Here is a 22,833-nt window from a genome sequence, read left to right on the forward strand (position 1 = left end):
CGGCTGAAGGCTCCTTACAAGCCCAGCTGAAGGCTCACTTCAGCGCGGTGATCCCCAACTGATCGTCCGTCAGCACGACCTGGACGGAGGAGCCGAGCAGCTGGGGGTCGATATCTTCGAGACGCTTGTAGTTGCCCGCCACTGACAACAGCTCCGCATGCAGCTCACGGCAGAAGATGCCTGCCTGGTGGTCGCCGTGAATGCCAGCGAGGGCACGCCCCCTGAGGGCACCGTAGACGTGGACATTGCCCGCCGCCAGCACCTCGGCCCCGGCATTGACCGCACCGATCACGGTCAGGTCGCCGTCGGGAGCGGTGATCTGCTGGCCGGAACGCACGGTGCCACGAAAGATACGTCCGCCATGAGGCGCGTCAGCCTCCACTTCCTCGACCACGGTGACGTCTTCGTCTTCCTGCACCGGAACGCTTTCCAGGGTACGCGCACGAGCGGCATCCTGGGGGGGGAACCAGCCAAGTCCGAGCGCCCAGGCGGACTGCTTGACCGGATCTGCACCACCACGCACCGCTACCGGCAGCAGCTTGTGCGCCCGGCACACCGCACAGATACGTTCCAGGGCCAGGTGAGGTTCGTCGAGCTTCTCGACGCTGAGCACCACCGGGGTGTGCTGAAAGAAGGCTGGCGACTGCGAGAGCTTGCCCGCGAGCTGATCGCGAATTTCCTCGGGATCCGCACTGGAAAGCTCCATCACCGTCATGGGCAGCATCCCACCCTTGAACGTAAACGCCATGCTGTCCCTGTCCACTTTGAGGCTCATTGCCGAACTCCACGTCGGGTGTTGGTCGGGGGATGATCTCAAGCTAAGTCAGAGCCCCCGGTCCTGCAACCGATCATAAGCCTCAATTGTCCTCCTGTCAGTGTCTCCAATCAGCCACAGCCCTGCGCTGAGGCCTTTTCTGATGGTGGCGCGCATGCTTAGATAAACTTTCTATCTCGACGCCCGGCTTTGCCTGGCGCAATAACAAGATGGTGAAGCCGTTTCGCCACCTTTCTTTATTTCTTTGCAGGAAGCCCCATGCCCGGACTCCTCCGCCGCCTTTTCTCGCCACGCTGGCGACATCCCGATCCACAGGTCCGACGCGATGCCGCCGAACGGCTCGACCCCCAGAGCCAACGCGAGGCCCTCGAGACCCTGGTCCAGGACACCGAGCCCGACGTCCGTCTCGCCGCGGCGAAACGCCTGGACGACCCACAGCGACTGCAGGAGCTGCGCGTTGAGGGTAAAGGATCACGCGAGCTGGATCGTCAGCTCATCGCGCTGCTGATCGGTCGCCAGGGCGGCATCGAACTTGGCCGCCGCCAGCAGATCGTCGAGTCCCTGGACGACGCGGCGATGCTCGAGGAGATCGCCCTCCAGGGCGATAACCAGCAGCTGCGACTCGCCGCCCTGGCCAGGCTCGATGACGAGGCCGCCCTGATTCGCCAGGCCTGCGACAACGGCATCGCCGCCGTACGTCACGCCGCCGCCGAGCGGGTCACCTCCGAGGAAGGTCTCAAGCAGCTGGCCCAGGCGGCCCGCCGGGATCGCCACGTGGTGCGCGACGCCAAGGAACGCCTGGGTCGACTGCGCGCCGACGCCGACGCCGTGGAACAGGCTCGGGAACGACGCGAGCAACTGCTGGCCAGTCTCGAGCAGCACGCCCGCGCCACCTGGGAGCCCCTCTACGCTGGGCGCTTCCGCCATCTGGAGCGCGAGTGGTCTCGACTGGCGGATCTGCCCGACGCCGGGCAGGAGCAGCGCTACCAGGAGGCCAGCCTGCGCTGTCGCAAGGTGATTCACGATCACGAGGCCCAGGAACACGCCCTGCGTGCCGACCGACAGCGCCGCGAGCAGGCCGACCAGGACCGAGAGGCACTGGTCATGGCGCTGGAAGAAAGCCTGGCCGCGCTCTACCAGGGCGAATATGTCGGTGAACAGGACCTGGCCAGCCTGCGCGCTCAGAAGCAGTTGATGGCCAACCGCTGGCAGGCACTGTCCGAGATCCACCTGGCCGACGACGGCCTGCGCCAGCGCTACGACAAGGCCTTGAAGAACTACGACGCCATCAACCAGGCCCACCAGCGCCTGGTCGAGCGCGCCCTGCCGCTGGAGGAAGCCATCAGGGCCGGCGACGAGGCTGCGCTCAAGCAGCTGGTGAGCGACTGCAAGTGGCCCGAAGGTCTGCCGCCAGACCCGAGGCTCGAACGTGCCCGACACCATCTTCGCCTGGAGAAGGATCTTTCCGGAGACGAACCGTCGGAGTCCCAGCTCACACGCTTCGATGAGGAACTGGATCGTCTCGAGGCGCTGCTCGACGAGGGTACCTTCAAGGGAGCAAGCCGCCTGCACCAGCGGCTTCGCCACCTCGCCGATCAGCTGCCGTCCTCGGCCGGTGCCCAGCAGTCTCGACTCAAGCGCCTCGGCGCACGACTCGCCGAACTGCGTGACTGGCGCGGCTTCGTCGCCGGTCCCAAGCGCGAGCAACTGTGCCAGGCCATCGAGGCCCTGGAGCAGGACGCCACCCTCACCGACCGTGACCGTGACCGCCGCCATCGCCAGCTGGTCAAGGAGTGGAAGGCACTGGGCGACGCCGCGGCCAACCGCGAGCAGTCCGAGCGCTTTCGGGCAACCTCCGAACGTATTCGCGAGTCGCTCAAGGCCTGGCGTGAACAACAACAGCGCCTGCGCGAGGCCAACCTGGCAGAACGCGAAGCGCTGTGCGAGCAGATCGAGGCCCTTCTGGAGCAGCCCGCCGCCCAGGCCGACCCCGACGCGCTGCGCGAGATCCGCGACCAGGCCAGGGAACAGTGGCGCCGCACCGCCCCTGTCCCGCGCGATCACGCTGAGGCCATCGGACGACGCTTCGGCCGCATCCGGCACCAGTTGCAGGCGCTGATCGATCGCCGCGCCAACGAGATCGCCGACGCCAAGCGTGAGGTGATCGACCAGGCCCGAGCGCTGGTCGATGCACGACTGCCGGCACGCCAGCGAGCCGACCAGGCCAAGGCACTGCAACAGCGCTGGCGCGAACTGGGGCGCGCGCCCAAGGGCGAGGAGCAGACCCTGTGGCGAGAATTCCGCCAACTATGCGACCAGATCTTCGCCCAGCGTGACGCCGAGCGCGATGATCGTGCCCAGCGTGCTCGCGAGCGGCTGGAACAGATGCAGGCCCTGATCGACCGCATCGATGCCTGGCAACCCGCGGCAAGCAGCGAGGCCGACTGGCTGGACAAGGCGGTGGATGAGGCCAGCGCGCTGGAACCGCTGCCCTCGGGCCGGCGCACCGAAGGCATGCGCAAGCGCTGGACCGGCATCGTACGGGCTCGGCGCGAGCGCCTGGAACGGCTCTCCGTGGCAGAAGTCGTCGGTCGTTGGCGCGAGGTCAAACCCCTGATTCTCGAGCACCTTGAGGCCGACGATGACTGCCTCGCCGGTCGCCTCTGCAGTGATGTGGAGATTCCTGCCGCGTTATCGTTGCCGCCGGCGCTGAAACAGGCCCACGCACAGCGCAACGCCGCACGACGCGATCCTGCTCCAGCGGAGGAAGTCGCCGAGCGTCTGGCACGACTGCGGGTGCACCTGGCGCTCCTGGCGGGCCATCCGATCGGCCACCAGGACGAGCCACTGCGCCTGGCGATCCAGGTCGACCGCCTCAACGATAGCCTTGGCCAGGCGCCGAGCCGGGAAGACGAGCTGATCTCGGTACTGTGCGGGCTGCTGGCCACCGGTCCAGTGTCGCGCCAGCAGTGGGAGCGCGAGGTACAGGAGCTCGACGCCCTGCTGGATGGGCTGAGTCAACTGCCACCACCCTGAGCGATGCACGGCTTGCCGTGCCTCCCCCCCCCCCTCTTTCAACCCCTGAAAACCACGATGCGAGGCCTTTTGGCCTCGCATCGTGGTTTCTGGCGAAATGTACATCGCCGAGCCTCGTGAGCCCGGCGCGACGTCTGTCAGCCCATGAACTGACCGCCATTGATGTCGATATTGGCACCGGTGATAAAACCGTTGTCCTTGCTGGCCAGGAAATTGACCAGGCGGCCGATCTCTTCCGGCGTGCCGTACCGCTTCATCGGGATGGTCTCGCGAATGGCCTCGCGCACCTTCTCCGGAATCTTCATGATCATGTCGGTGGCGATATAGCCAGGCGAGATGGTGTTGACGGTGATGCCCTTGGTCGCAGTTTCCTGCGCCAGCGCCATGGTCAGACCGTGCATGCCGGCCTTGGCGGCGGAATAGTTCACCTGGCCGAACTGCCCCTTGCGGCCGTTGATGGACGAAATGTTGATGATCCGTCCGTAGCCCTGCTCCAGCATGCTCTCGATCACGCTGCGGCAGGTATTGAAGACGCTGTTGAGGTTGGTGTCGATGACCACGTTCCACTGGTCCGCCGACATCTTCTTCAAGGTGCCATCCTTGGTGATACCGGCACAGTTGACCAGCACTGCGATCGGCCCATGCTGGTCCTCGATCGCCTTGACGCCATTCTGGCAGGCCTCGAAATCGGTCAGATCGATGCCGGCGATGTCGATATTGTCATAGCCATCCGACTTCTGGGTCTCCAGCCAGGTCTTGGCCTTGTCAGGATTGTTGTAACCGGCCACTACCTGATAGCCGGCATCCGCCAGTTCGCGACAGATTGAGCTTCCGATACCACCAGTACCACCGGTGACCCACGCGACGGGCTTTTGCTGAGTCATAGACGACCTCCCTGATTGTCCTTCACGCCGCCGCTTGGCGACGGCACTTGTTGTTGCAAGCATGTATAGCAGTGGATGCTCTGGTGCTGCGCATTCGCGCAACCAGGAACCTCGGGCCCAGAGCGATCGCGGGTGGCCTCCTGCCACTGCGACGCCCAGCCCCACCTGCCTACCTCGGCAGGCCTTCGTCGTGGTACTGCGTCGAATCAACGTCCACAACGACTATCCACCAGGCTAGCGTCTAGCACTGACATTTGCATGACAGCCCCTCCAGTATGGACCACAGCGCCCGAACGGCACGACCCATCACACCCGAAATCGCACAGGGTTGACGCAGCCAGAATTATCCGTATACTACGTCCTCGTTGATGCGGGGTGGAGCAGTCTGGTAGCTCGTCGGGCTCATAACCCGAAGGTCATCGGTTCAAATCCGGTCCCCGCTACCAAATACGAAAACGAGGCAGTCCTTCGGGACTGCCTCGTTTTTTTGTTGGCTATCCGGTGCTGGCCGAGGCCAGCGCTTCGCCACCAGACGCCGTTGCGGCATCGCTGTACTACGAAGCCCGCCCCCTGATTAAATCTTAATTTTTCTGTGCCAATTCGATATTTTTTGGCGCTTCCGTGTCCCCGGATTAGCCATCCACCCCTCCTTCTTTCGTCGAAGAGCTGACCTCGATCAACCCGAGTCGGTCAAGAATCGACCGTCGCCGCAGCCCTTTACCGCGTCTTGGGCACACCGCTGGCCAGTCATCGATTCCAGGCATGCTCCGGCGTATCGGCAGGCGCCTTGAAGTCGGTGGCCGTCGCCCGCATCTTTAGGGCAATTCACTTTTGACAAGGTTGTGTCCCATGCCCATCGTCGACCCTCGTACAGGCGAACCTCTGAGCAGCGATCCGAGCAGCGAACCCGCCCAGGGTGCCGCCGCGGCGTCCCAGGGGCCGGCCGACAGCGACCTGATCTTCGACGTCGACCGCAGCAACATTCAGCAGGTGCTGGAGCTGTCCATGCGCATCCCGGTGCTGCTGGACTGCTGGGCCCCTTGGTGCGAGCCCTGCAAGAACCTGATGCCGGTGCTGGAAAAGCTGACCCGCGAGTACGCCGGCACCTTCCTGCTGGCCAAGCTCAACATCGACGACAACCAGGACATCGCCGGCCAGCTCGGCGTACGCTCGGTACCCGACGTCAAGTTGATCAGCCAGGGCGGTCTGGTGGACCACTTCCAGGGCGCCTTGCCGGAAAAGGAAATTCGCGAGTGGCTGGGCCGCTACTTCCCGGCCCCGGAAGATGCTCCGGCAAGCCCCGAAGAACAGGCCGAGCAGGCCCTGGCGGCGGGCGACACCGCCACCGCGCTGGAGATCCTGCAGCAGCTGACACAGCAGTACCCCGACCACTTGGCCTACCAGATCCAGATGGCCCGAGTGCTGGTGGCGGAAGGTCGCAATGATGAAGCGCGCGCCCTGCTTCACGCGCTACCTCCGGAAGACCGCGACGGTCCCGAGGCCCGCGGCGTTCGTGCCAGCATCGAGTTCGGCGAAGAAGCGCCCGACGCCGAGACCCTGGCCGCCCTGGAGGGGCGTGACGACAGCGAGGCCAACTATCTGAGGGCGCTGCGCCAGGTGGCCGACGGTGACTATGAACCCGGCCTGGAAGGATTGCTGGCAGTGATGAAGCGCGACCGTGCCTACGGTGACGACCTGGCGCGCAAGACCCTGCTGCGGGTGTTCGACGCACTCGGCGCCGATCATCCGCTGACGGTGAGCTACCGCCGCAAGCTGTTCGCCCTGCTCTACTGAGTGGATCGAGACGTCGAGCGCCTTGCCGCTCATCGCCTGAGCATGAAAACGGGGCCCCTTCGAGGGCCCCGTTTTCGTTGTTGAGGATATTACGCCAGCGCCACTCAGCCGCCCAACACCTGGTCCAGGCGCGCCAGCGCCTCGTCAAGCTGGATGGCCGTGGTGCCGAAATTGAGCCGCGCAAAGCCCGGCCAGCCGAAGTCGGCGCCATCCGACAGCGCGACCCCGGCTCGCTCGAGCAATGCCGAGGCAGGCGATTTTTCGGCCCCCAGGGTCGACTGGCGCAGATCGAGCCAGGCCAGATAGGTCGACTCGGGGGCGCTGAAGCCCACGCCGGGCCAGCCAGCGACACGCTCGACCAGCGTCTGGCGGTGGCCACGCAGTACCGTCAACAACTCCTGGCGCCAGGGCTCGCCGTGGCGATAGGCGGCCTCTGCCGCCACCAGCCCGAGCACATTGGCGTCCGGCATCAATCCCTTGGCGGTATCACGAAAGCGCTTTCTCAGGCCGGCGTCGGGGCAAATCGCGCAGGCGGCGGTCAGCCCAGCCAGATTGAACGTCTTGGAGGGCGCCCACAGGGTGATGATGCGATCAGCCAGCGCCGGGAAGGCGGCGGCCAGGGGCTGGTGGCGCGCTCCTTCGTCGAGCAGCAGGTCGCAGTGCAGCTCGTCTGAGACCACAATCAACCGATGACGCTCGACCAGTTCGGCCAGTCCTTCGAGCTCTTCGCGGCGCCAGGCTCGTCCGGTGGGGTTGTGGGGCTGGCACCACAACAGCAGCCGGGTCCGCTCGGTGATCGCCGCCTCCAGCGCCTCGAGGTCCAGCGTCCAGGGCTCGCCCGGCGCCTGGGGCGGGCGCATGGCTGCCTGCTGGGGCAGGCGCCCGGTGCGCCTGGCCACCTGCAAGAACGGCGGATAGATTGGCGTCACCGTCAGCACCCCATCGCCAGGCTCGGTAAAGGCCAGGCTCGCCAGGTGCAACGCCGGAACCACCCCCGGCAGCCAGTGCTGCCAGCGGGCCTCGATGTCCCAGCCATAGTGGCTGGCACTCCAGTCGATCAGCGTCTGTTCCAGACTTTCCGCCACCAGACCGTAGCCAAAGACGCCATGATCGATGCGCGCCGACAGCGCCTCGACCACCGCCTCGGGCGAGCGGAAGTCCATGTCCGCGACCCACAGCGGCAGGACGTCATCACCGTGGCGGTGCCACTTCTGTGACGGCCAATGTGGCGAACGATCATCACCGCGGGGCTGTCGTCGATCGATCGGCGTGGCAAAATCGGGTTTCATGGTCATCTCCCTGACGATGGCTGGTCGGTTGCCAGGATACCCTGGCCAAGCACTTGAAGGACGCTTCCCCCATGACAAGCACCATGCCGCATCACGGATTCTTCGCCAAGGTATGCCGAGGAATGCCTGCCCTGATCGGCCAGTGGCTGGCGCTTGGACGCGGCGACCCCGATCGCCTGGCGCTGATCCTGGCAGAAACCGCCCGGGTCGCCGGCCTCGGCGACCCGGGAGAGACCCCGGACGGCGCCACACTGGAGCGCTGGGCCGCCGCCGACAACGACGAGATCCCACCCCACTGGGCGGTGCGTACCGCGCTGTTCCTGCTGGTCCAGATGCCTGCGCGGCCGACACCCGGCGATGAGCCCGAGGCCTGCGCCTGGGCCTACTGCTGGCTGCGCAATCGCGCCTTCGACAGCCGCGACGCCGCCGTCGATGCCCTGCCGGAACACCTTCGCCAACCGCTGGCGGCCGCGGTGACCGCCGCCTGGGTCGATCGCCAGGGGCTCAGGCTGGTCTAGGCACCGCACTGAAGCCCTAGCCTCTTCGCCGGGTCGGCCGCTTCGGCCGAAACCCATCCGGCTTGGTCGACAGCCATTCGACGAAGGAACGAATCTCCGGATGTGCCAGCAGCGCCTCGCGGCTGCGATAATGGTCGGCCAGCTCACGCTCGCTCAGCAGCGCGTGAAGATGGCGGTGGCAGCCATGGCACACCCACAGGATCGCCGTCAGGCGCTCGACGCGATCGTGGCGCTTGCGATAGCGCGCCTTGCCGTGCAGCGAACGCGGTATCAGATGATGCTTGGTCAGGGGCGCCCCTCGCGCGCACAGCTCGCAGCGCTCCGGCCTCGGGGGCGGCGACAGCTCGGTCATGGTCATCTCACTTGAACCTGGTCACCAGATACCTACGATAACCCAAGGAACCCCCTCCCCTCATGGACGTCCCCCTTCATTGGCAACTGGCCAAACTGCTTATCTCCGTCGGCGTCGTGCTCGGCCTGTCGGTCATCGCCGAGCGGGTCAGCACCCGGGTCGCCGGCCTGCTCTCCGGCTACCCGTTGGGCACCGCCATCGCACTGTTCTTCATTGGCCTGGAGCTGTCGCCCCAGTTCGCCAGCGACAGCGCCGTACACACCCTGGCCGGCTTCACCGCGACCCTGGCACTGGGCGGCGGCTACCTGCTGGCCGCACGCGGTGACGGGCTCAAGGGCGTGGCCCAGGGAACCGCGGGTGGCCTTGCCGCCTGGCTCGCCACCAGCAGCCTGCTGACCCAGGTCGATTTCAGCCGCCTCGGTGGCACCCTCACCACCCTGGCCGCCATCATCGTCTTCACCTGGCTCTATCGTCGGGTCCCCGACGTCAAGGCCACCCCCAAGGGCGGTTTCTCCTGGCCGGCGCTGGCGCTTCGGGCAGGGCTCGCCGCGGGCATCATCTTCCTGATCACCGGCCTCGCCCATGTGGTGCCGAGCGCCTGGGCCGGGGTCATGGCGGCGTTCCCGGTGACCATGTACCCGTTCCTGGTGATCCTCCACCTGACCCAGGGGGCAGCGCCGGTGGCCACGGTCATCAAGCACTATCCTGCGGGCCTGGGCTCGCTTCTGTGCTACGCCCTGGTGGTGTCACTGACCTACGCAAGCCTCGGCCTGTGGCCAGGCACCCTGCTGGGCTTCGCCGCCGCCACCCTGTGGCTATTGTCGTGGATGCGAGTGCAGCAGTGGTGGGCAGGCCGCCGAAGTTGAGAGACAAGGGCTGAGCTAAAGGCTGAGCCAAGCGTTGAGCCAAGACGGGCGCGCCGACGCCCGCATCTTGACCTAGCGCTTGCTTGGGATAATCCTGAAACCCTGACATCACCACCACAACAAACGAGAACGCCCTATGCTGACCCGCACCATCGAGCCCGCCTTCTACGACACCGACGCCCTCGGTCACGTCAACAATACCCGCCTGCCGGCCTGGTTCGAGCTGGCACGCAACGACCTCTTCCGACTGTTCACCCCGGACCTGGACCCGGCCAAGTGGCGGTTGATCATGGCACGCATGGAGATCGACTATCGCGCCGAACTCCACTATGGCCATGACATCGAGGTTCGCACTTACCTGTCACGCCTGGGCAACAGCTCCTTCACCGTGACCCAGGAAGCCCACCAGAAGGGCGAGCTGACCAATCTCGGCCACACCGTGCTGGTGCACTTCGACCACCAGACCAAGAAGGCGGTGCCGATTGAAGGCGAACTGCGCGAAGCCCTGATGGAGCACCTTCACGAACCGGAGATCGCCTGACCATGACCCCTGCCGTCAAGACGCTGGAAAAGGCCGGCAGACCGTTTTCCACCCTCAGCTACGAGCATGACCCGCGCTCGCCGGCCTACGGCGAGGAGGCGGCCGAGGCGCTGGGGCTGGACCCCGCGGCGGTGTTCAAGACCCTGCTGGCAAGCATCGATGGCCAGCGCCTGGTGGTGGCCATCGTGCCGGTGTCGCGCAAGCTCGACCTCAAGACCCTGGCCAAGGCGGCCAAGGGTCGCAAGGCCGCCATGGCCGAGGCCGAAGCGGCCGAACGTGCCACCGGCTATGTGGTCGGCGGCATCAGCCCGCTGGGTCAGAAGAAGCGTCTGGCCACCTTTATCGATGACAGCTGTCACGACCACAGCCAGATCCACGTCAGCGGCGGACGCCGCGGCCTGGAAATCACCCTGGCCCCGGACGACCTGATCGCGCTGACCGATGCCCAGGTGGTGGCGCTGGCGAGATAGCCCTTCGAAATAGCCCTTCGAGATAGCGTTTCAAGATAGCGCTTCGAGACAGCCTTTCGAGCTAGCCCTTCGAGACCGCCCCGTTCGCGGTAAAAAGACCGGCCGAACAAGCGTCAAAATGGCAAAAATGCTAGGGTGGAGCCATATCGACACCAGAGGTGCCCATGGCGATCCGCTACACCCTGTGGCTGGACCCGGACGACAAGGTCCGCCATCGCGCCGCCGAGGCCAGCCTGGAAGCCTTCTTCCTCGAGCGCTTCGCTGACTATCCGCACATTCGCTTGTTCGGCGCCGATCCCTACGATTATGATGCCCCGTTCAATCGCCTCTACGACGTGCTGATCGCACGCGGCGCCGAGTTCATCGAGCGCGAGCAGGCCTACGTCCCCACCCCGGAACAGCTCAATCGTGCCTTCTTTCGCGCGGTGGGGCGCTCCACCAAATTCGTAAGAGACAACCCCGATGGTGATCCGTCCTGACACGCCCCCCGATGCCGCCCAGACGGCGATCATCGCCGAGCAGCTCGGTCGCGAGCCCCGCGGCATCGAGGCCCTTGCCGCCACCGACGGCGAAGGCACTCCGCTGGTGCTGCGCATGGCCCCGATCGTCGACGGCAAGCCGTTTCCCACCCTGTTCTGGCTGAGTTCCGAGCTGCTCAAGGTGGAGCTGTCACGGATCGAGGCCGCCGGCGTGATCAAGTCGCTGGAAGCCCGGCTGAAGGAGGATGACGACTTCCGTGCGGCCTACCATGCAAGCCACCAGGACTACATCGCGACCCGCTGGGCGCACATGAGCGCCGAGCAGCGTGCCGAGGTCGAGCGTCTGGGCTATGACAAGGTGCTGCGTGAACGCGGCATCGGCGGCATCGCCAACCACGATCAGGTGCGCTGCCTGCACACCCAGTACGCCCATCACCTGTGCGGCAACAATGTGATCGGCCAGTGGGTCGACGAGCACTACGGCATCATCGATCTATTGCCCTGAGCTGCTCGCAGACAAGCGCTCTCCCCCTTCACGCCGCGACAGGAAGAACGTTCCATGGCCCAGATCTGTGTCTATCTTGGTTCACGCCAGGGCGAAGATCCCCGCTTTCTCGAGGATACCCGCGCCTTCGGCCGGCGCCTGGCCGAACGCGGTCATGGCCTGGTCTACGGTGGCGCCAGTGTCGGCCTGATGGGCGCGCTGGCCGATGCCACCCTGGAGGCCGGAGGCCAGGTCATCGGCGTCATGCCCCACCACCTGGTGGACCGGGAGCTGGCCCACGATGGCCTGACCGAACTGGTTCGTGTCGGCGACATGCACGAGCGCAAGGCCCAGATGGCGGCCAACGCCGACGCCTTCGTGATGCTGCCGGGCGGGATCGGCACCCTGGAGGAATTCTTCGAGACCTGGACCTGGCGCTACCTCGGCCTGCACGCCAAGCCCATCGGCATTCTCGACACCTGCGCCTTCTATCGCCCCTTGCTTAGGTTCCTCCACGCCGGGGTGGAGCAGGGCTTTCTCGACACCGCCACGCTCGATACGCTGATCAGTGCAGCCAACCCCGACGCCCTGCTGGAGGCGCTCGAGGCCCGCCTGGACAAGCGCTAGGCTCCTGCGTCCAAGCGGCTTCTCAGCCGCCTCGTCGACCTCTCATTTCATCATGGAGGATGTCCGATGTACGCCATGCAGCAAGACGGCGACCGCCTGATCTGGCGGTCCACCGACGATCTCCCCGCCCCCCGGGCCAGAGAAGTGCATATCGAGGTGGCCTGGGCCGGCGTCAATCGCGCCGACCTGATGCAGCGCGCCGGTCAGTACCCACCGCCCCCAGGCGTCTCCGAGGTGCTGGGACTGGAAGTCAGCGGTAGCGTGGTGGCGCTCGGCCCCGAGGTCGAAAAGCTCCAGGTTGGACAGCAAGTGTGCGCGCTGCTCGCCGGTGGCGGCTACGCAGAGAAGGTCTGCGTGGACGAACGCCAGGTGCTGCCGGTGCCCGATGGCCTTGGCCTGCGCGAGGCCGCCGCCCTGCCGGAGGTCTACGCCACCGCCTGGCTGAACCTGTTCATCGAAGGCCAACTCGCCGAAGGCGAGCAGGTGCTGCTGCACGCCGCCGCCAGCGGCGTCGGTACCGCCGCGATCCAGCTGTGCCGCGAGTTCGGTCACCCCTGCTTTGTCACCGTGGGCAGCGATGAAAAGCTCAAGCGCTGCCTGTCGCTGGGTGCCAGGGCGGGCTGGAACCGCCACCAGGGCAGCTTCGTCGAGGCGGTCAAGGCATTCGGCGAGGTCAACCTGATCCTCGACCCGGTGGGGGCCAGCTATCTGGCCGACAATCAACGGGTGCTGGCCGCCGACGGACGAATGGTGGTGATCGGGCTGATGGGCGGACGCCACGCCGAGCTCGATATCGGCCGCCTGCTGATGAAGCGCCAGCGCCTGATCGGCTCGACCCTGCGGGCCAGGTCACCGGAAGACAAGGGCAGGATTCTGGGTGAACTCGCTCGCCACGTATGGCCAAGGCTCGAGCGCGGCGAACTCGCTCCGCTGATCGACGCCGACTGGCCCATCGAGGAGGTCGAGGCCGCCCACCAGCACCTCGCCGACAATGCCAACACCGGCAAGCTGCTGCTGCGTGTCGCCGCCGATTGATCTCGCTCCCTGAAGGTTCACACCCGCATACGTTATCCACAGACGGTCAGCCGGACCGGCTGTGGGTAACTGTTTAGGTAGGCAGGCTCCCAACAGCTCCATAGAGAGCGGCGCCATGGCGAAGCAAAGAGTGCGAGAAAGAACGCGAGAAAGAGTGAGCGTCAGCGAGAGTGATAAACAGTGAGCGTCAGCGGCGCGCGCTGAGCTCCTGGGTGCGGGCGAAGGTCAGCTGCAGCAGCCGGGCGTCCTCGCCGGCGCGATGGCGCTGGATGCCCCGCTCCTCGATCACCGACTCCTTGATGTCGCTCCACATCGCCATCTGGGTCTCGTCGAGCAACCGCCGCAGCGCTTCCAGGCGGAAGGCGGGGATCATGCCGGCGTGGTGAAACAGCAGCGACATCCAGGTGTTGTCGTACCCCCAGCTATCGCTGTAGGCGATGCCGATATCGTGCAGCTCATCGTTAAGCCAACGGGCGACGTGACGTACCGGATAGCCCTCGCGCTCGAGCCGGGCCCGGGATATCCCGTGCAGCAGCTCGGCCTTGGGATCCCAGTGGGTCCATTCCTCGAGGGGCTGAATCAGAAAGGCGCAGCAGCTGCCGTCCGGCCGCGCCAGGCCGATCTCGATCGGGTAGCTGCCGCGCCCGAATCCAGAGGCTTCGATATCCAGCAGAGTCGGTAACACCACAGGCAGCAAACCTCGTCGTGACAGTCGGCCAAAACGCCTCCCCGACGTCACCCGACAACGAAAACCGTACCCGAGGCCCAAACTACCAGCGGCGGCCAGGGAATCCTGAACCGCCGCTCGTCTCGGCCTCACCGGGACCCGTGCGCGACCCAACCGCCGCGCCTGATACCTCTAGTGTCGCTGTTGGGCTTCCGCTTTGTCCAGCGTGACACCGTCTTGCCTGGCGGACTGCCCCGGAACAGGCTGTCCATTGGCCAGGGCGCTATTGGCCGAACCTGGCGAGGCCTGGCGTGCCAAGGTTTGCCCTGACGAAGGCTGTCCTGACGAGGCCTGCCCTGCCGAAGCCAGCACCGCCCAGTAGGCGGCACGCTCTGGATCCACCGGTAGCGACAGCTCACCATCCCGGTAGGCGCGCTCCAGGCGCGCCGCCGCCAACGCATGACCCGCTTCCCCGGCCCGGGCGTACCAGGTCACGGCGTGGTCGTGGCGCGCCGGGTACAGCGCGCAGCCATGTTCGTGGATCTGGCCTGCCTGGTACTGCGCCCTGACGTCCCCGCCATGGGCGGCCTGCAGCACGTAGCGAGCGCCGCGTGCCTTGTCCTGGGGTGCCCGTGACCGGTGAAACAGCATGTGCCCGTACAACGACAGTGCTGCCGGGTGCCCGGCGTCCGCACAGCGTTGAAACAGACGCATGGTCAGCCTCTGGGTTCGCGGCGAGCGGGGCAACCAGCGAGTGTGAAACAACTGCTGGGCCAGACGGTACTCGAGCCGCGTCTTCAGTGACGATGCCTGCTGCATGGCAACAACCTTGAGTCCAAAGGATGGAAGTCGGACCGGACACCTCCTGTGTCGCGGGCGATCTCCTGTTGAATCGACGGTGCCACGGACTCCTCCGCGGCAACGGGGTGGCAAGCATACGCCTGGCCCGATACGGACTCAACCCCCGGGATTTGGCGACCCCTATCGGCCAAAGGTACCATCTCGATGCTTTGCAGCAAAAACGGTCCGGCGGCGGCGCTGCGCGCCCCTGACAAAGGCCTACCAGAATGAGTCCCCATGCAGATCCGTCCCCTTGGCAACACCGGCATCGACGTCAGTCGCCTGTGCCTTGGAACCATGACCTTCGGCGAGCAGAACACCGAGGCCGAGGCCCAGCTCGACCGCGCGGTGGCCTTCGGCGTCAACTTCATCGACGCCGCCGAGATGTACCCGGTGCCGCCCAAGGCCGACACCCAGGGACTGACCGAGAGCTATCTAGGCTCCTGGCTCAAGGGCCGCCAAAGCCGCGACGACGTGGTCATCGCCACCAAAGCTGCCGGCCCCGGTATCAAGCACATCCGCGGCGGACCTCGCCTGACTCGCGCCCATCTTCATGAGGCCATCGACGCAAGCCTTGCACGCCTGAACACCGACTACGTCGATCTCTACCAGCTGCACTGGCCGGACCGTTCGACCAACTTCTTCGGTCGCCTGGGCTATACCCACGACGAGGACGAGCAGGCCACCGATCTGGAAGAGACACTGTCGGCCCTCAAGGAACTGGTCGATGCCGGCAAGGTACGTGCCGTGGGTCTGTCCAACGAGACACCCTGGGGCGTGATGCGCTGCCTGCAACTGGCCGAGACCCTGGGCCTGCCGCGGGTCGCCTCGATACAGAACCCCTACAACCTGCTCAACCGGACCTTCGAGGTGGGGCTGGCAGAGATCGCTCACCGCGAACAGGTGGGACTGCTGGCCTACTCGCCGCTGGCCTTCGGTGTGCTGTCGGGCAAGTATCTGGACGGCGCCCGTCCGCCTGGCGCCCGCCTGACCCTGTGGGACCGCTTCAGCCGCTACAGCTCCGATCAGGCGATCGATGCCACCCGCGCCTACGTCGAACTGGCCCACGAGCACGCCCTGGACCCGGCCCAGATGGCGCTGGCCTACGTCAACTCGCGCTCCTTCCTGACCAGCAACATCATCGGCGCGACCACCATGGAGCAGCTCGAGAGCAACCTCGCCTCGGAGTCCCTGGTGCTGGCCGACGAAGTCATCGAAGGCATCGAGGCCATCCATCACAGGCTGCCCAACCCCAGCCCCTGAAGCGGCCTCGCCCCCTCGGCCTCAAGCAAAGAACAACGCCTGCCCTTGCCGGCAGGCATGCCCTCTTTACTATGGCGTCCATAGCCTCGCCCTCGTCCCGAGCGGCGGCGGGGCTTGGTACAATGACGGCCACTTGCCAATTTTCCCTACCTGACATCAGGAGCACGCCCATGCTCAGCGTGATCTCTCCGGCCAAGACGCTGGACTTCGAGACCCCGGCCACCACCGATATCCACAGCGAGCCCGACTACCTCGACCGCTCCCGCGAGCTGATCGACATCCTGCGCGACTACAGCCCGGCCCGCATCTCGGAGCTGATGGGCGTCAGCGACAAGATCGCCGGACTCAACGCGGCGCGCTTCGGTCAGTGGCAGACCCCGTTCACTCCGGACAACGCCAAGGTCGCCGCCCAGGCCTTCCAGGGCGACGTCTACGTCGGCCTGCAGGCCGACGCCTTCGATGAAGCTGACAACCGCTTCGCCCAGGATCATCTGCGCATCCTGTCGGGCCTCTATGGCCTGCTGCGCCCGCTGGATCTGATCCAGCCCTATCGCCTGGAAATGGGCACCCGTCTGGAAAACGCCAAGGGCAAGGACCTCTACGCCTTCTGGAAGCCGCTGCTGACCGAGGAGCTCGACCGGGCGGTGGCACAGAGCGGAACACCTGTGCTGGTCAACCTGGCCTCCAACGAGTACTTCAAGGCCATCGATGCCAGAAAGCTCAAGGCCGAAGTGGTCACCCCGGTGTTCAAGGACTGGAAGAACGATCGCTACAAGATCATCAGCTTCTACGCCAAGAAGGCCCGGGGACTGATGGCCGCCTGGATGATCCAGCAACGCCTGGACGACAAGGAAGGGCTCAAGGACTTCGACGTGGCCGGGTACCGCTTCAACGCCGCCGAGTCCGAGGGTGGCACCCTGGTGTTCACCCGCGACAACCCCGCCTGAGTCGCGCCGCCGCTACGCCGGTAGCGCTCGTCCGTGCGCCGCAGACGGTGCACGGTGCCACCTTTCAGCGATCATGAAGGCGTGGCTTTATTGTCTGGCTTGGCTGGCGCGCCAGCTGTGATCCTCAGGGCGCCAGCCGCAGCGGCCGGGACGCCCTGGGGCGCAGCAGTTCACGATGCACCTCGCGAAAGGTCGCGTCGTCACAGCGTTCCAGCCATTCGTAGGCCACCATGTCGGCGCTGACTTGCCAGGCGCCGGCCTGTCTTGCGCGCTCGCCGGCAAGTCTCGCTTCATCGCTGCGGCGACTGACGCAGCCTTCGACCAGCCAGAACAGCTCGACACCCCGTTCCAGCAGGCCAAGTGCCGTCTGCAGCACACAGATATGGGCTTCGGCCCCGGCAATCACGACCTGACGCGGCGCAGCCGCCTCGAAGGCCTGTGCAATATCGCGCTCCCGGCAGGCGTTGAAGTGACTCTTGGTGAACCAGCGGGTGCTCTGTGGCAGGGCACATTTCAGTCGCGGCTCGGTCGCCCCGAGCCCCTGAGGATACTGCTCGGTCACCCACACAGGCACCTCCAGGCGCTCTGCCACGGCCGCCAGCCAGCCGATCTCGGTGATCGCCTGATCCCCTCTTTCCACCACCGGCATCAATGCCGTCTGCACGTCGACCACCAGCAGCAGACTGTCACTACGTTCGATCAGCATGGGGTCTCCTCGACTTTTCGTTGTACACGGCTTCCCGCGGCGCCCGTTATCGCTAGAATGGACGAGCGACGTGCCTCTGACCACCAGGGTCAAAGGCCCAGACTGGCCAATGCAGGCCGAACTACGGAGATGTCTTCGATGCGTCACCTTCTCGTGATGATCCTTGTCGGCGTGATGGGCTTCGGCCTTGCCGTCGACAGCGCCGACGCCCGCCGCCTGGGTGGCGGCAAGAGTGTTGGTTCCTACTCGCGCCAGGCCAGCCCCAGTGCGACCCAGTCACAGAACACCGCTCGTCCCAACGCCGCCCCGACCGCCGGCAAGAAGAGCGGCCTGATGGGCGGTATGCTCGGCGGTCTGCTGGCCGGCAGCCTGCTCGGCGCGCTGTTCTTCGGCGGCGCCTTCGATGGCCTCGGCATGGTCGACCTGCTGCTGATGGCAGGCGCGGCCTTCCTGCTGTTCAAGCTGCTGGCACGGCGGCGCACGGCCACCGCATCGGCGGGAGGCGGTTCATCCGGCATGCACCGTGAACAGCACCAGAGCTCACCGTTCAACATGCCAGGCTCCGCCGGAGGTCTCGGTGCCCACAGCGCAGGCACTCAGACCGGAGGGCCTCAGGGAGACCCCGCCTGGTTCGACCGTGAACGCTTCCTCGGCGGTGCCAAGGAGCACTTCATGACCCTGCAGCGGGCCTGGGACAACAACGACCTGCCGCGCATCCAGGAGTACGTGACGCCGGAACTCTACAACCTGCTGCGCGAACAGCGGGCCCAGGAGCCGGCCAACAACCAGACCGAAATCGTGCGCCTGTTTGCGGAGCTCGGCGGCGTTCAGGAGTTCGCCAACCAGGCCGAGGCGCGGGTGCTGTTCCACGGCGTGCTCAAGGAAAACGGCAGCGAAACCGAGTTCAACGAGACCTGGCACCTGATCCGCGAAATGCGTGACGATGCCCCCTGGTACATCCAGGGCATCGAGCAGAACGGCTGATCATCGTCGCTGCCTGCCGCCCTCAGCGGCGGGCAGTGATGGCCACCCAGACCACAGATAGGCAACACAAAAAGGCCGAGATCCTGGATCTCGGCCTTTTTGTGTTTCTGACGGGCTCAAGGGCCGGTGGGTGCGTCTGAAGGCGCCATGAAGGCGCCATGAAGGCGCCAAGCCTGAAGAAACCGAGCCTGTAGAACCGACGCCCGGCGCAAAAGCCCCGACCAGAAGGTTCGACTTACTGGGCCGCCTCGTCGGTCGCCTGCTCGACCTCGTCACCGGCTTCCTCGACCGCCTGACCCGCGCTCTCGGCAGCCGCATCGGCCCCCTGTTCGGCGTCACCGGCCATATCGCTCAGGGCATTCTGGGCGTCCTCTGCCAGATTGCTCATGCCCTCCATGGCCTCGTTGGCCTGCTCTTGCACGGCATCGGCAGCATCACCCAGCGCTTCCTGAGCGTCGTCGACCAGGTTGGAGGCTCCTGCGGCAGCCTCGTCGGCCTGCTGTTCGGCATCGGCAGCGGTTTCGTCCATCGCCTGCTCGGCGTCCTCGGCCTGCTGCTCGGCATCGGCGGCGGCTTCATCCATCGCCTGTTCAGCGTCGGCAGCAGTTTCATCCATCGCCTGCTCCGCCTCTTCGGCCTGCTGTTCGGCATCGGCAGCGGCTTCATCCATCGCCTGCTCAGCGTCGTCGGCGGTCTCGCTCATCGCCTCTCCGGCGTCCTCGGCCTGCTGCTCCGCTTCGGCGGCGGCTTCATCCATCGCCTGCTCGGCATCGTCGGCGGTCTCGCTCATCGCCTCTCCGGCGTCCTCGGCCAACTGCTCCGCTTCGGCGGCGGTCTCCTGCGCCTGCTCTTCCACCGCTTCGCGTGCATCGTCCACCTGAGCGCCAGCGTCTTCGGCCGCGTCGTCCTCGCAACCCGCCAGTACCAGCATCATGGACGCCACAGCGCTGGCCAGGGCCAGACGACGAAACATTCCTTGCTTCATGAAGCACCTCCAGGAGAAAAATTTGTAACTTCCCCGTTTACATTAGAGTGACAATCGCGACTTGGCTAGTACCGACGGCATCAATGATGCCATGCAAGTGCCGGCCCGGACCCAGCGCAGCAGCGCCGACGACGTCCGGGAGCGATGCTTATCACCATGTGACAAGGTGTTGTCGAGCGACGGAACTACTTGAGTGGCACTCTGGCATTCAGAGGCTGCAGCGGCCGGTTATTGGCGTCCCCGATCGCAGCAGAGAACGACTCGACCTGATCAGATGAAATATCCTGCGTGCTCTGCATGATCACCCAGCGGACGCCTTCGGAGCAGGGTGGAGTGGTCAAGGAACCGTTCAGGCGATAGTAGTCATGCTGGGCCGGCAACATCTGCGTGAAGTTCACGGTATCGGTTACGTCGGCACGTTCACCGGCGGTATCTGGCAGGCTATCGGCAAGCGAGCGCAATGCTGCATTTTCCTCGCCTTCCTCGAACAGCACCGTGACTACCGCCAGGTTGCCGTCCTTGTCGCTGTGCACCAGATGCGCTTCCAGCGGGAACCGGCGTCCGTCTACCGTGTGCTCGGAAGGCGCGTGAAAGTGCATCTGCTGCAGGATGAAGAGATCCCCATCAAGCGTCAGCGTGTTGCCCTCGGGGGAGGCTACCTGCACCGTGTGGCCATTGTTGAAGACCCTGGTCCCGGTGGTCGCGTAGTCAAGTTGTAGCGGTGGAAGTTCGGCATCGATAGCGCCATCGATATCGACGGGCGACTGGTTGCGACCCAGGCCACACATACTGAAGTCGTCGTCGATGTCAGCCCAGTAGGCAGGTCCCGTGTCTCCCGTGTAGGACCAGTGTGACGTTTCGGGCGCGGCGGCCATCACTGCCTGGGACATCATCAGGCCGCTCAGTGCCGCCGCGATCTTGATCCGCTTGATCATGAAACAACTCCGTTGCACACAGAAAAGGCCTGCCCCTGGGGACAGACCTCTTATCCTGATACTCCTCAGCGGCGAAGACAGGCGACATCACCGACCCACAAGGTCAGTGTGAGCAGACCCGTCCTTCACGCTGCCTCTCTCGGCATAGCGCCGCTGACGGTGAAGCCTGTTACATCAGTTGGTGGCTTCCTCGGCCGACTCTTCCATCTCTTCGCCCATGTCTTCCATGGACTCACCGGCATCCTCGACCGCCTGATCCATTTCCTCGCCGGCCTGCTCGGCAGGGCCTTCCTCTTCGCAGGCGGCCAGACCACCCGCCATCATCGCGATCACGAAAGCCATTCCGAAACGACGCATCATGCTGTTTTTCATAACATCTCCTTGTCTAAGACGTTGGTCGTGATTCCCTTTCACCCTAGCGCTGTCGGTTGACCCTGGCCAGGGTCCAGGGACGCTCACAGAGGGTTCAAGTCACAACCCTAAGTCTACTTGACTCTAGCAGGCGGCACGCGCTTCGCACCGTATCCGAGGAATCCATCAGAAGGGATAGTCGCGAGGCTCGTGCTGGACGCTGACCCATTGCACGGTTGTCATCTCGTTCAGCACCCAGTCGCCGTTGAAGCGGCCGATCCCGGAATTCTTCTCACCACCGAACGGCATGTGTGGTTCGTCGTTCACCGGCATGTCATTGACGTGCACCATTCCCGACTCTATCTGGCGTGCCACCCGTTCGCCGCGCGCCGGACAACCGCTGAAGACCGCTGCGGAGAGGCCATACTCGGTGGCATTGGCGATGCGTATCGCCTCGGCCTCACCGTCGGCCTTGATGATGCCGGCGATCGGACCAAATATCTCGTTGCAGGCCAGGTCCATCTCCTCGCTGACATGGCTGAACACCCAGGGATGCAGGCAAGGGCCTTCAAGAGAGCCCTCGAGCGCCACCCGGGCACCAGACTCCCGGGCCCTGTCGATGGTGTCCTTCAGCCCGTCTAGCTGTTGATCGTTGATGATCGGTCCGATGACGGTATCTGCGTCGGAGGGGTCCCCGACCTTGAGCCCCTTGACCCGCTCGACGAAGCGCTCGACAAAGGCGTCGTGGATCGACGCATCGACGATGATACGGTTGATGGCGATGCAGATCTGGCCCTGATGCATGAACTTGCCGACCACCGCCGCCCGTACGGCCCGATCGATGTCAGCGTCATCGAGCACCACAAAGGGACTGTTGCCGCCGAGTTCCAGTGCCACTGGCTTGATATGTTCTCCGCCGACCGCCCCCTTGGCGATCTGTCGGCCCACCTCGGTGGAACCGGTGAAGGAGATAAGCTTGGCTAGCCGATGTCCGACCAGCGGGTCGCCGAGCTCGCTGCCGGCACCAACCAGAACACTGAGGAGCCCCTTTGGCAGCCCCGCTTCCTCGTAAAGCCGTGCCAGCAGCAATCCACCGGTCAAGGGGGTATCGCTGGCAGGCTTGAGCACCACGGCGTTACCCAGCGCAAGGGCGGGGCCGATGGTGCGCTGGGTCAGGTGGAAGGGAAAGTTCCAGGGACTGATCACGCCAATCACGCCCAGCGGCTTGCGATAGACCCTATGGTCCTTGCCCGGGACGCTCGAAGCGGCAGTGGTACCTTGCACGCGAGTGGCCATGGCGGCGGCTTCGAGCGACATCTCCCAGGCATTGTTCCACTCGAGTTCGGCCTTGATGCGAGTGCTGCCCGACTCGCGGATGAGCCACTCGACCAGTTCATCCTTGCGCTCTTCCATCAGTTCGGCGACACGGCGCAGTACAGCCGCTCTGTGGGTAGCGCTGGTATCCGCCCACTGCCGTTGCGCTCGGTCGGCTGCATCAAAGGCATGCTCGACGTCGGAGCAATCTGCCTGGGTGATCTCCACCAGTTGTTTCTGGTGGTAGGGGTCCATCACCTTGAGCGACTCGCCGGAACTTCCAGCCCTCCATTCACCGGCGATCGGCTGCAGATGAAGATCCTTGAGGCTCCACATAACGACTCCTTTCGCTCCGTATAGCTTTCGTCCAACTATCGTCACACGAGGCTAGTCAACCATCACTCGGGTCGCAAGACCCGTCGGAGTGACGATTTGTGTCCTGACATTATTGCCAATGGCCTCTCCTGACCGAGGTGGAGTCTACCTCTCCTCCTCCACAGGGGGCTCGGCTGAAGCGCCCTCCCTACCCCAGCCCACGGATAGGCTGAGCTGATGCTTGCGATCATCATGATGTTCGAATCAGCGGAATACCGGCGACAAAACTGACCCCTGTCAGCAGAGCTGAATCGAGACAGCCATAGACTGAATCTCGACGGGAAGACATCAAGCCACTTTTCAAGCCGCTTTGCTT

Annotated in this window: 23 protein-coding genes, 1 tRNA gene and 1 pseudogene; 14 read left to right on the plus strand and 11 right to left on the minus strand. The window is 64.9% G+C overall.

All coding sequences use genetic code 11. From position 1 onward, the window contains the following. Positions 1 to 34 precede the first annotated feature (34 nt). Positions 35 to 775 (minus strand): septum site-determining protein MinC, encoded by a 741-nt coding sequence (minC, locus tag EBB56_RS17665; protein ID WP_045991343.1) that lies wholly within the window; start codon positions 773 to 775, stop codon positions 35 to 37. A gap of 258 nt (positions 776 to 1,033) precedes the next feature. Between minC and EBB56_RS17670 the strand changes: the two genes are divergently transcribed. Next, the gene (locus EBB56_RS17670; RefSeq protein ID WP_124804955.1) at positions 1,034 to 3,811 is read left to right on the plus strand and encodes a DUF349 domain-containing protein; all 2,778 of its coding nucleotides are present in this window, start codon (positions 1,034 to 1,036) and stop codon (positions 3,809 to 3,811) included. Between the two features lie 137 nt (positions 3,812 to 3,948). Here the strand turns inward: EBB56_RS17670 and phbB are convergent, their stop codons facing one another. Next, positions 3,949 to 4,695: an acetoacetyl-CoA reductase gene (gene phbB, locus EBB56_RS17675; RefSeq protein WP_045991345.1), complete on the minus strand. Its 747-nt coding sequence runs from the start codon at positions 4,693 to 4,695 to the stop codon at positions 3,949 to 3,951. A 369-nt stretch (positions 4,696 to 5,064) separates the two neighbouring features. On the opposite strand from phbB, the gene EBB56_RS17680 reads away from it, so the two are divergent. Both EBB56_RS17680 and EBB56_RS17685 read left to right on the plus strand, forming a co-directional pair. Further along, positions 5,065 to 5,141 (plus strand) — tRNA-Met (locus EBB56_RS17680). A gap of 403 nt (positions 5,142 to 5,544) precedes the next feature. Next, complete coding sequence (locus EBB56_RS17685) at positions 5,545 to 6,489, plus strand: co-chaperone YbbN (protein ID WP_124804956.1); 945 nt, start codon at positions 5,545 to 5,547, stop codon at positions 6,487 to 6,489. Between the two features lie 104 nt (positions 6,490 to 6,593). Here the strand turns inward: EBB56_RS17685 and EBB56_RS17690 are convergent, their stop codons facing one another. Further along, positions 6,594 to 7,778: a MalY/PatB family protein gene (locus tag EBB56_RS17690; protein WP_108131197.1), complete on the minus strand. Its 1,185-nt coding sequence runs from the start codon at positions 7,776 to 7,778 to the stop codon at positions 6,594 to 6,596. Between the two features lie 83 nt (positions 7,779 to 7,861). On the opposite strand from EBB56_RS17690, the gene EBB56_RS17695 reads away from it, so the two are divergent. Beyond that, entirely contained in the window at positions 7,862 to 8,296 is a 435-nt protein-coding gene (locus EBB56_RS17695; protein ID WP_045991372.1) for a hypothetical protein, read from the plus strand. 16 nt (positions 8,297 to 8,312) lie between these two features. Here the strand turns inward: EBB56_RS17695 and EBB56_RS17700 are convergent, their stop codons facing one another. Further along, positions 8,313 to 8,654 (minus strand): hypothetical protein, encoded by a 342-nt coding sequence (locus tag EBB56_RS17700; RefSeq protein ID WP_181248579.1) that lies wholly within the window; start codon positions 8,652 to 8,654, stop codon positions 8,313 to 8,315. A 56-nt stretch (positions 8,655 to 8,710) separates the two neighbouring features. On the opposite strand from EBB56_RS17700, the gene EBB56_RS17705 reads away from it, so the two are divergent. From EBB56_RS17705 to EBB56_RS17735, 7 genes are all read left to right on the plus strand, one after another. Then, positions 8,711 to 9,514, plus strand: coding sequence for a hypothetical protein (locus EBB56_RS17705; protein WP_124804957.1), 804 nt, complete (start codon positions 8,711 to 8,713; stop codon positions 9,512 to 9,514). Positions 9,515 to 9,650: 136 nt separating this feature from the next. Next, positions 9,651 to 10,055 carry a thioesterase family protein gene (locus EBB56_RS17710; protein ID WP_045991349.1) on the plus strand — a complete coding sequence of 135 codons (405 nt, stop codon included), beginning with the start codon at positions 9,651 to 9,653 and terminating at the stop codon, positions 10,053 to 10,055. A 2-nt stretch (positions 10,056 to 10,057) separates the two neighbouring features. Then, positions 10,058 to 10,525, plus strand: coding sequence for a Cys-tRNA(Pro) deacylase (gene ybaK, locus EBB56_RS17715; RefSeq protein WP_045991350.1), 468 nt, complete (start codon positions 10,058 to 10,060; stop codon positions 10,523 to 10,525). 164 nt (positions 10,526 to 10,689) lie between these two features. Next, positions 10,690 to 11,004 carry a hypothetical protein gene (locus EBB56_RS17720; RefSeq protein WP_045991351.1) on the plus strand — a complete coding sequence of 105 codons (315 nt, stop codon included), beginning with the start codon at positions 10,690 to 10,692 and terminating at the stop codon, positions 11,002 to 11,004. Next, on the plus strand, positions 10,988 to 11,509 hold the full coding sequence (locus EBB56_RS17725; protein ID WP_045991352.1) for a DUF501 domain-containing protein: 522 nt from the start codon (positions 10,988 to 10,990) through the stop codon (positions 11,507 to 11,509). The genes EBB56_RS17720 and EBB56_RS17725 overlap by 17 nt, the downstream gene beginning before the upstream one ends. 54 nt (positions 11,510 to 11,563) lie before the next feature. Further along, positions 11,564 to 12,115 carry a TIGR00730 family Rossman fold protein gene (locus EBB56_RS17730; RefSeq protein WP_045991353.1) on the plus strand — a complete coding sequence of 184 codons (552 nt, stop codon included), beginning with the start codon at positions 11,564 to 11,566 and terminating at the stop codon, positions 12,113 to 12,115. Positions 12,116 to 12,181: 66 nt separating this feature from the next. After that, the gene (locus EBB56_RS17735) at positions 12,182 to 13,150 is read left to right on the plus strand and encodes an NAD(P)H-quinone oxidoreductase (protein ID WP_124804958.1); all 969 of its coding nucleotides are present in this window, start codon (positions 12,182 to 12,184) and stop codon (positions 13,148 to 13,150) included. A gap of 187 nt (positions 13,151 to 13,337) precedes the next feature. Here the strand turns inward: EBB56_RS17735 and EBB56_RS17740 are convergent, their stop codons facing one another. Then, on the minus strand, positions 13,338 to 13,844 hold the full coding sequence (locus EBB56_RS17740; protein ID WP_108131597.1) for a hypothetical protein: 507 nt from the start codon (positions 13,842 to 13,844) through the stop codon (positions 13,338 to 13,340). Positions 13,845 to 14,180: 336 nt separating this feature from the next. Then, a pseudogene (locus EBB56_RS17745) lies at positions 14,181 to 14,636 on the minus strand (tetratricopeptide repeat protein); the annotation flags it as partial. A 258-nt stretch (positions 14,637 to 14,894) separates the two neighbouring features. Here EBB56_RS17745 and EBB56_RS17750 point away from each other — a divergent pair. Together EBB56_RS17750 and yaaA are read left to right on the plus strand one after the other, a co-directional pair. Then, positions 14,895 to 15,920: an NADP(H)-dependent aldo-keto reductase gene (locus EBB56_RS17750; protein WP_124804959.1), complete on the plus strand. Its 1,026-nt coding sequence runs from the start codon at positions 14,895 to 14,897 to the stop codon at positions 15,918 to 15,920. Between the two features lie 170 nt (positions 15,921 to 16,090). Continuing rightward, positions 16,091 to 16,867 carry a peroxide stress protein YaaA gene (gene yaaA, locus EBB56_RS17755; RefSeq protein WP_045991356.1) on the plus strand — a complete coding sequence of 259 codons (777 nt, stop codon included), beginning with the start codon at positions 16,091 to 16,093 and terminating at the stop codon, positions 16,865 to 16,867. Between the two features lie 124 nt (positions 16,868 to 16,991). Here yaaA and EBB56_RS17760 read toward each other — a convergent pair whose 3' ends face one another. Further along, on the minus strand, positions 16,992 to 17,573 hold the full coding sequence (locus EBB56_RS17760) for an isochorismatase family protein (protein ID WP_045991357.1): 582 nt from the start codon (positions 17,571 to 17,573) through the stop codon (positions 16,992 to 16,994). 138 nt (positions 17,574 to 17,711) lie between these two features. Here EBB56_RS17760 and EBB56_RS17765 point away from each other — a divergent pair, with 138 nt between their 5' ends. Then, positions 17,712 to 18,557 carry a Tim44 domain-containing protein gene (locus EBB56_RS17765; protein ID WP_045991358.1) on the plus strand — a complete coding sequence of 282 codons (846 nt, stop codon included), beginning with the start codon at positions 17,712 to 17,714 and terminating at the stop codon, positions 18,555 to 18,557. 235 nt (positions 18,558 to 18,792) lie between these two features. Here EBB56_RS17765 and EBB56_RS17770 read toward each other — a convergent pair whose 3' ends face one another. The 4 genes from EBB56_RS17770 to EBB56_RS17785 all read right to left on the minus strand — a co-directional run bounded on the left by EBB56_RS17770 (position 18,793) and on the right by EBB56_RS17785 (position 22,478). Continuing rightward, positions 18,793 to 19,542, minus strand: coding sequence for a hypothetical protein (locus EBB56_RS17770; RefSeq protein ID WP_052704223.1), 750 nt, complete (start codon positions 19,540 to 19,542; stop codon positions 18,793 to 18,795). Positions 19,543 to 19,727: 185 nt separating this feature from the next. Next, positions 19,728 to 20,477, minus strand: a complete 750-nt coding sequence (locus EBB56_RS17775; RefSeq protein ID WP_240184196.1) for a carbonic anhydrase — start codon at positions 20,475 to 20,477, stop codon at positions 19,728 to 19,730. A gap of 174 nt (positions 20,478 to 20,651) precedes the next feature. Further along, complete coding sequence (locus EBB56_RS17780) at positions 20,652 to 20,849, minus strand: hypothetical protein (RefSeq protein ID WP_045991360.1); 198 nt, start codon at positions 20,847 to 20,849, stop codon at positions 20,652 to 20,654. Between the two features lie 165 nt (positions 20,850 to 21,014). Continuing rightward, a complete protein-coding gene (locus tag EBB56_RS17785; protein WP_108131189.1) occupies positions 21,015 to 22,478 on the minus strand; it encodes an aldehyde dehydrogenase family protein in 1,464 nt (487 codons plus the stop codon). Positions 22,479 to 22,833: the final 355 nt, after the last annotated feature.

The organism is Halomonas sp. YLB-10 (genome assembly GCF_003856855.1).
Classification (GTDB): domain Bacteria; phylum Pseudomonadota; class Gammaproteobacteria; order Pseudomonadales; family Halomonadaceae; genus Halomonas; species Halomonas litopenaei.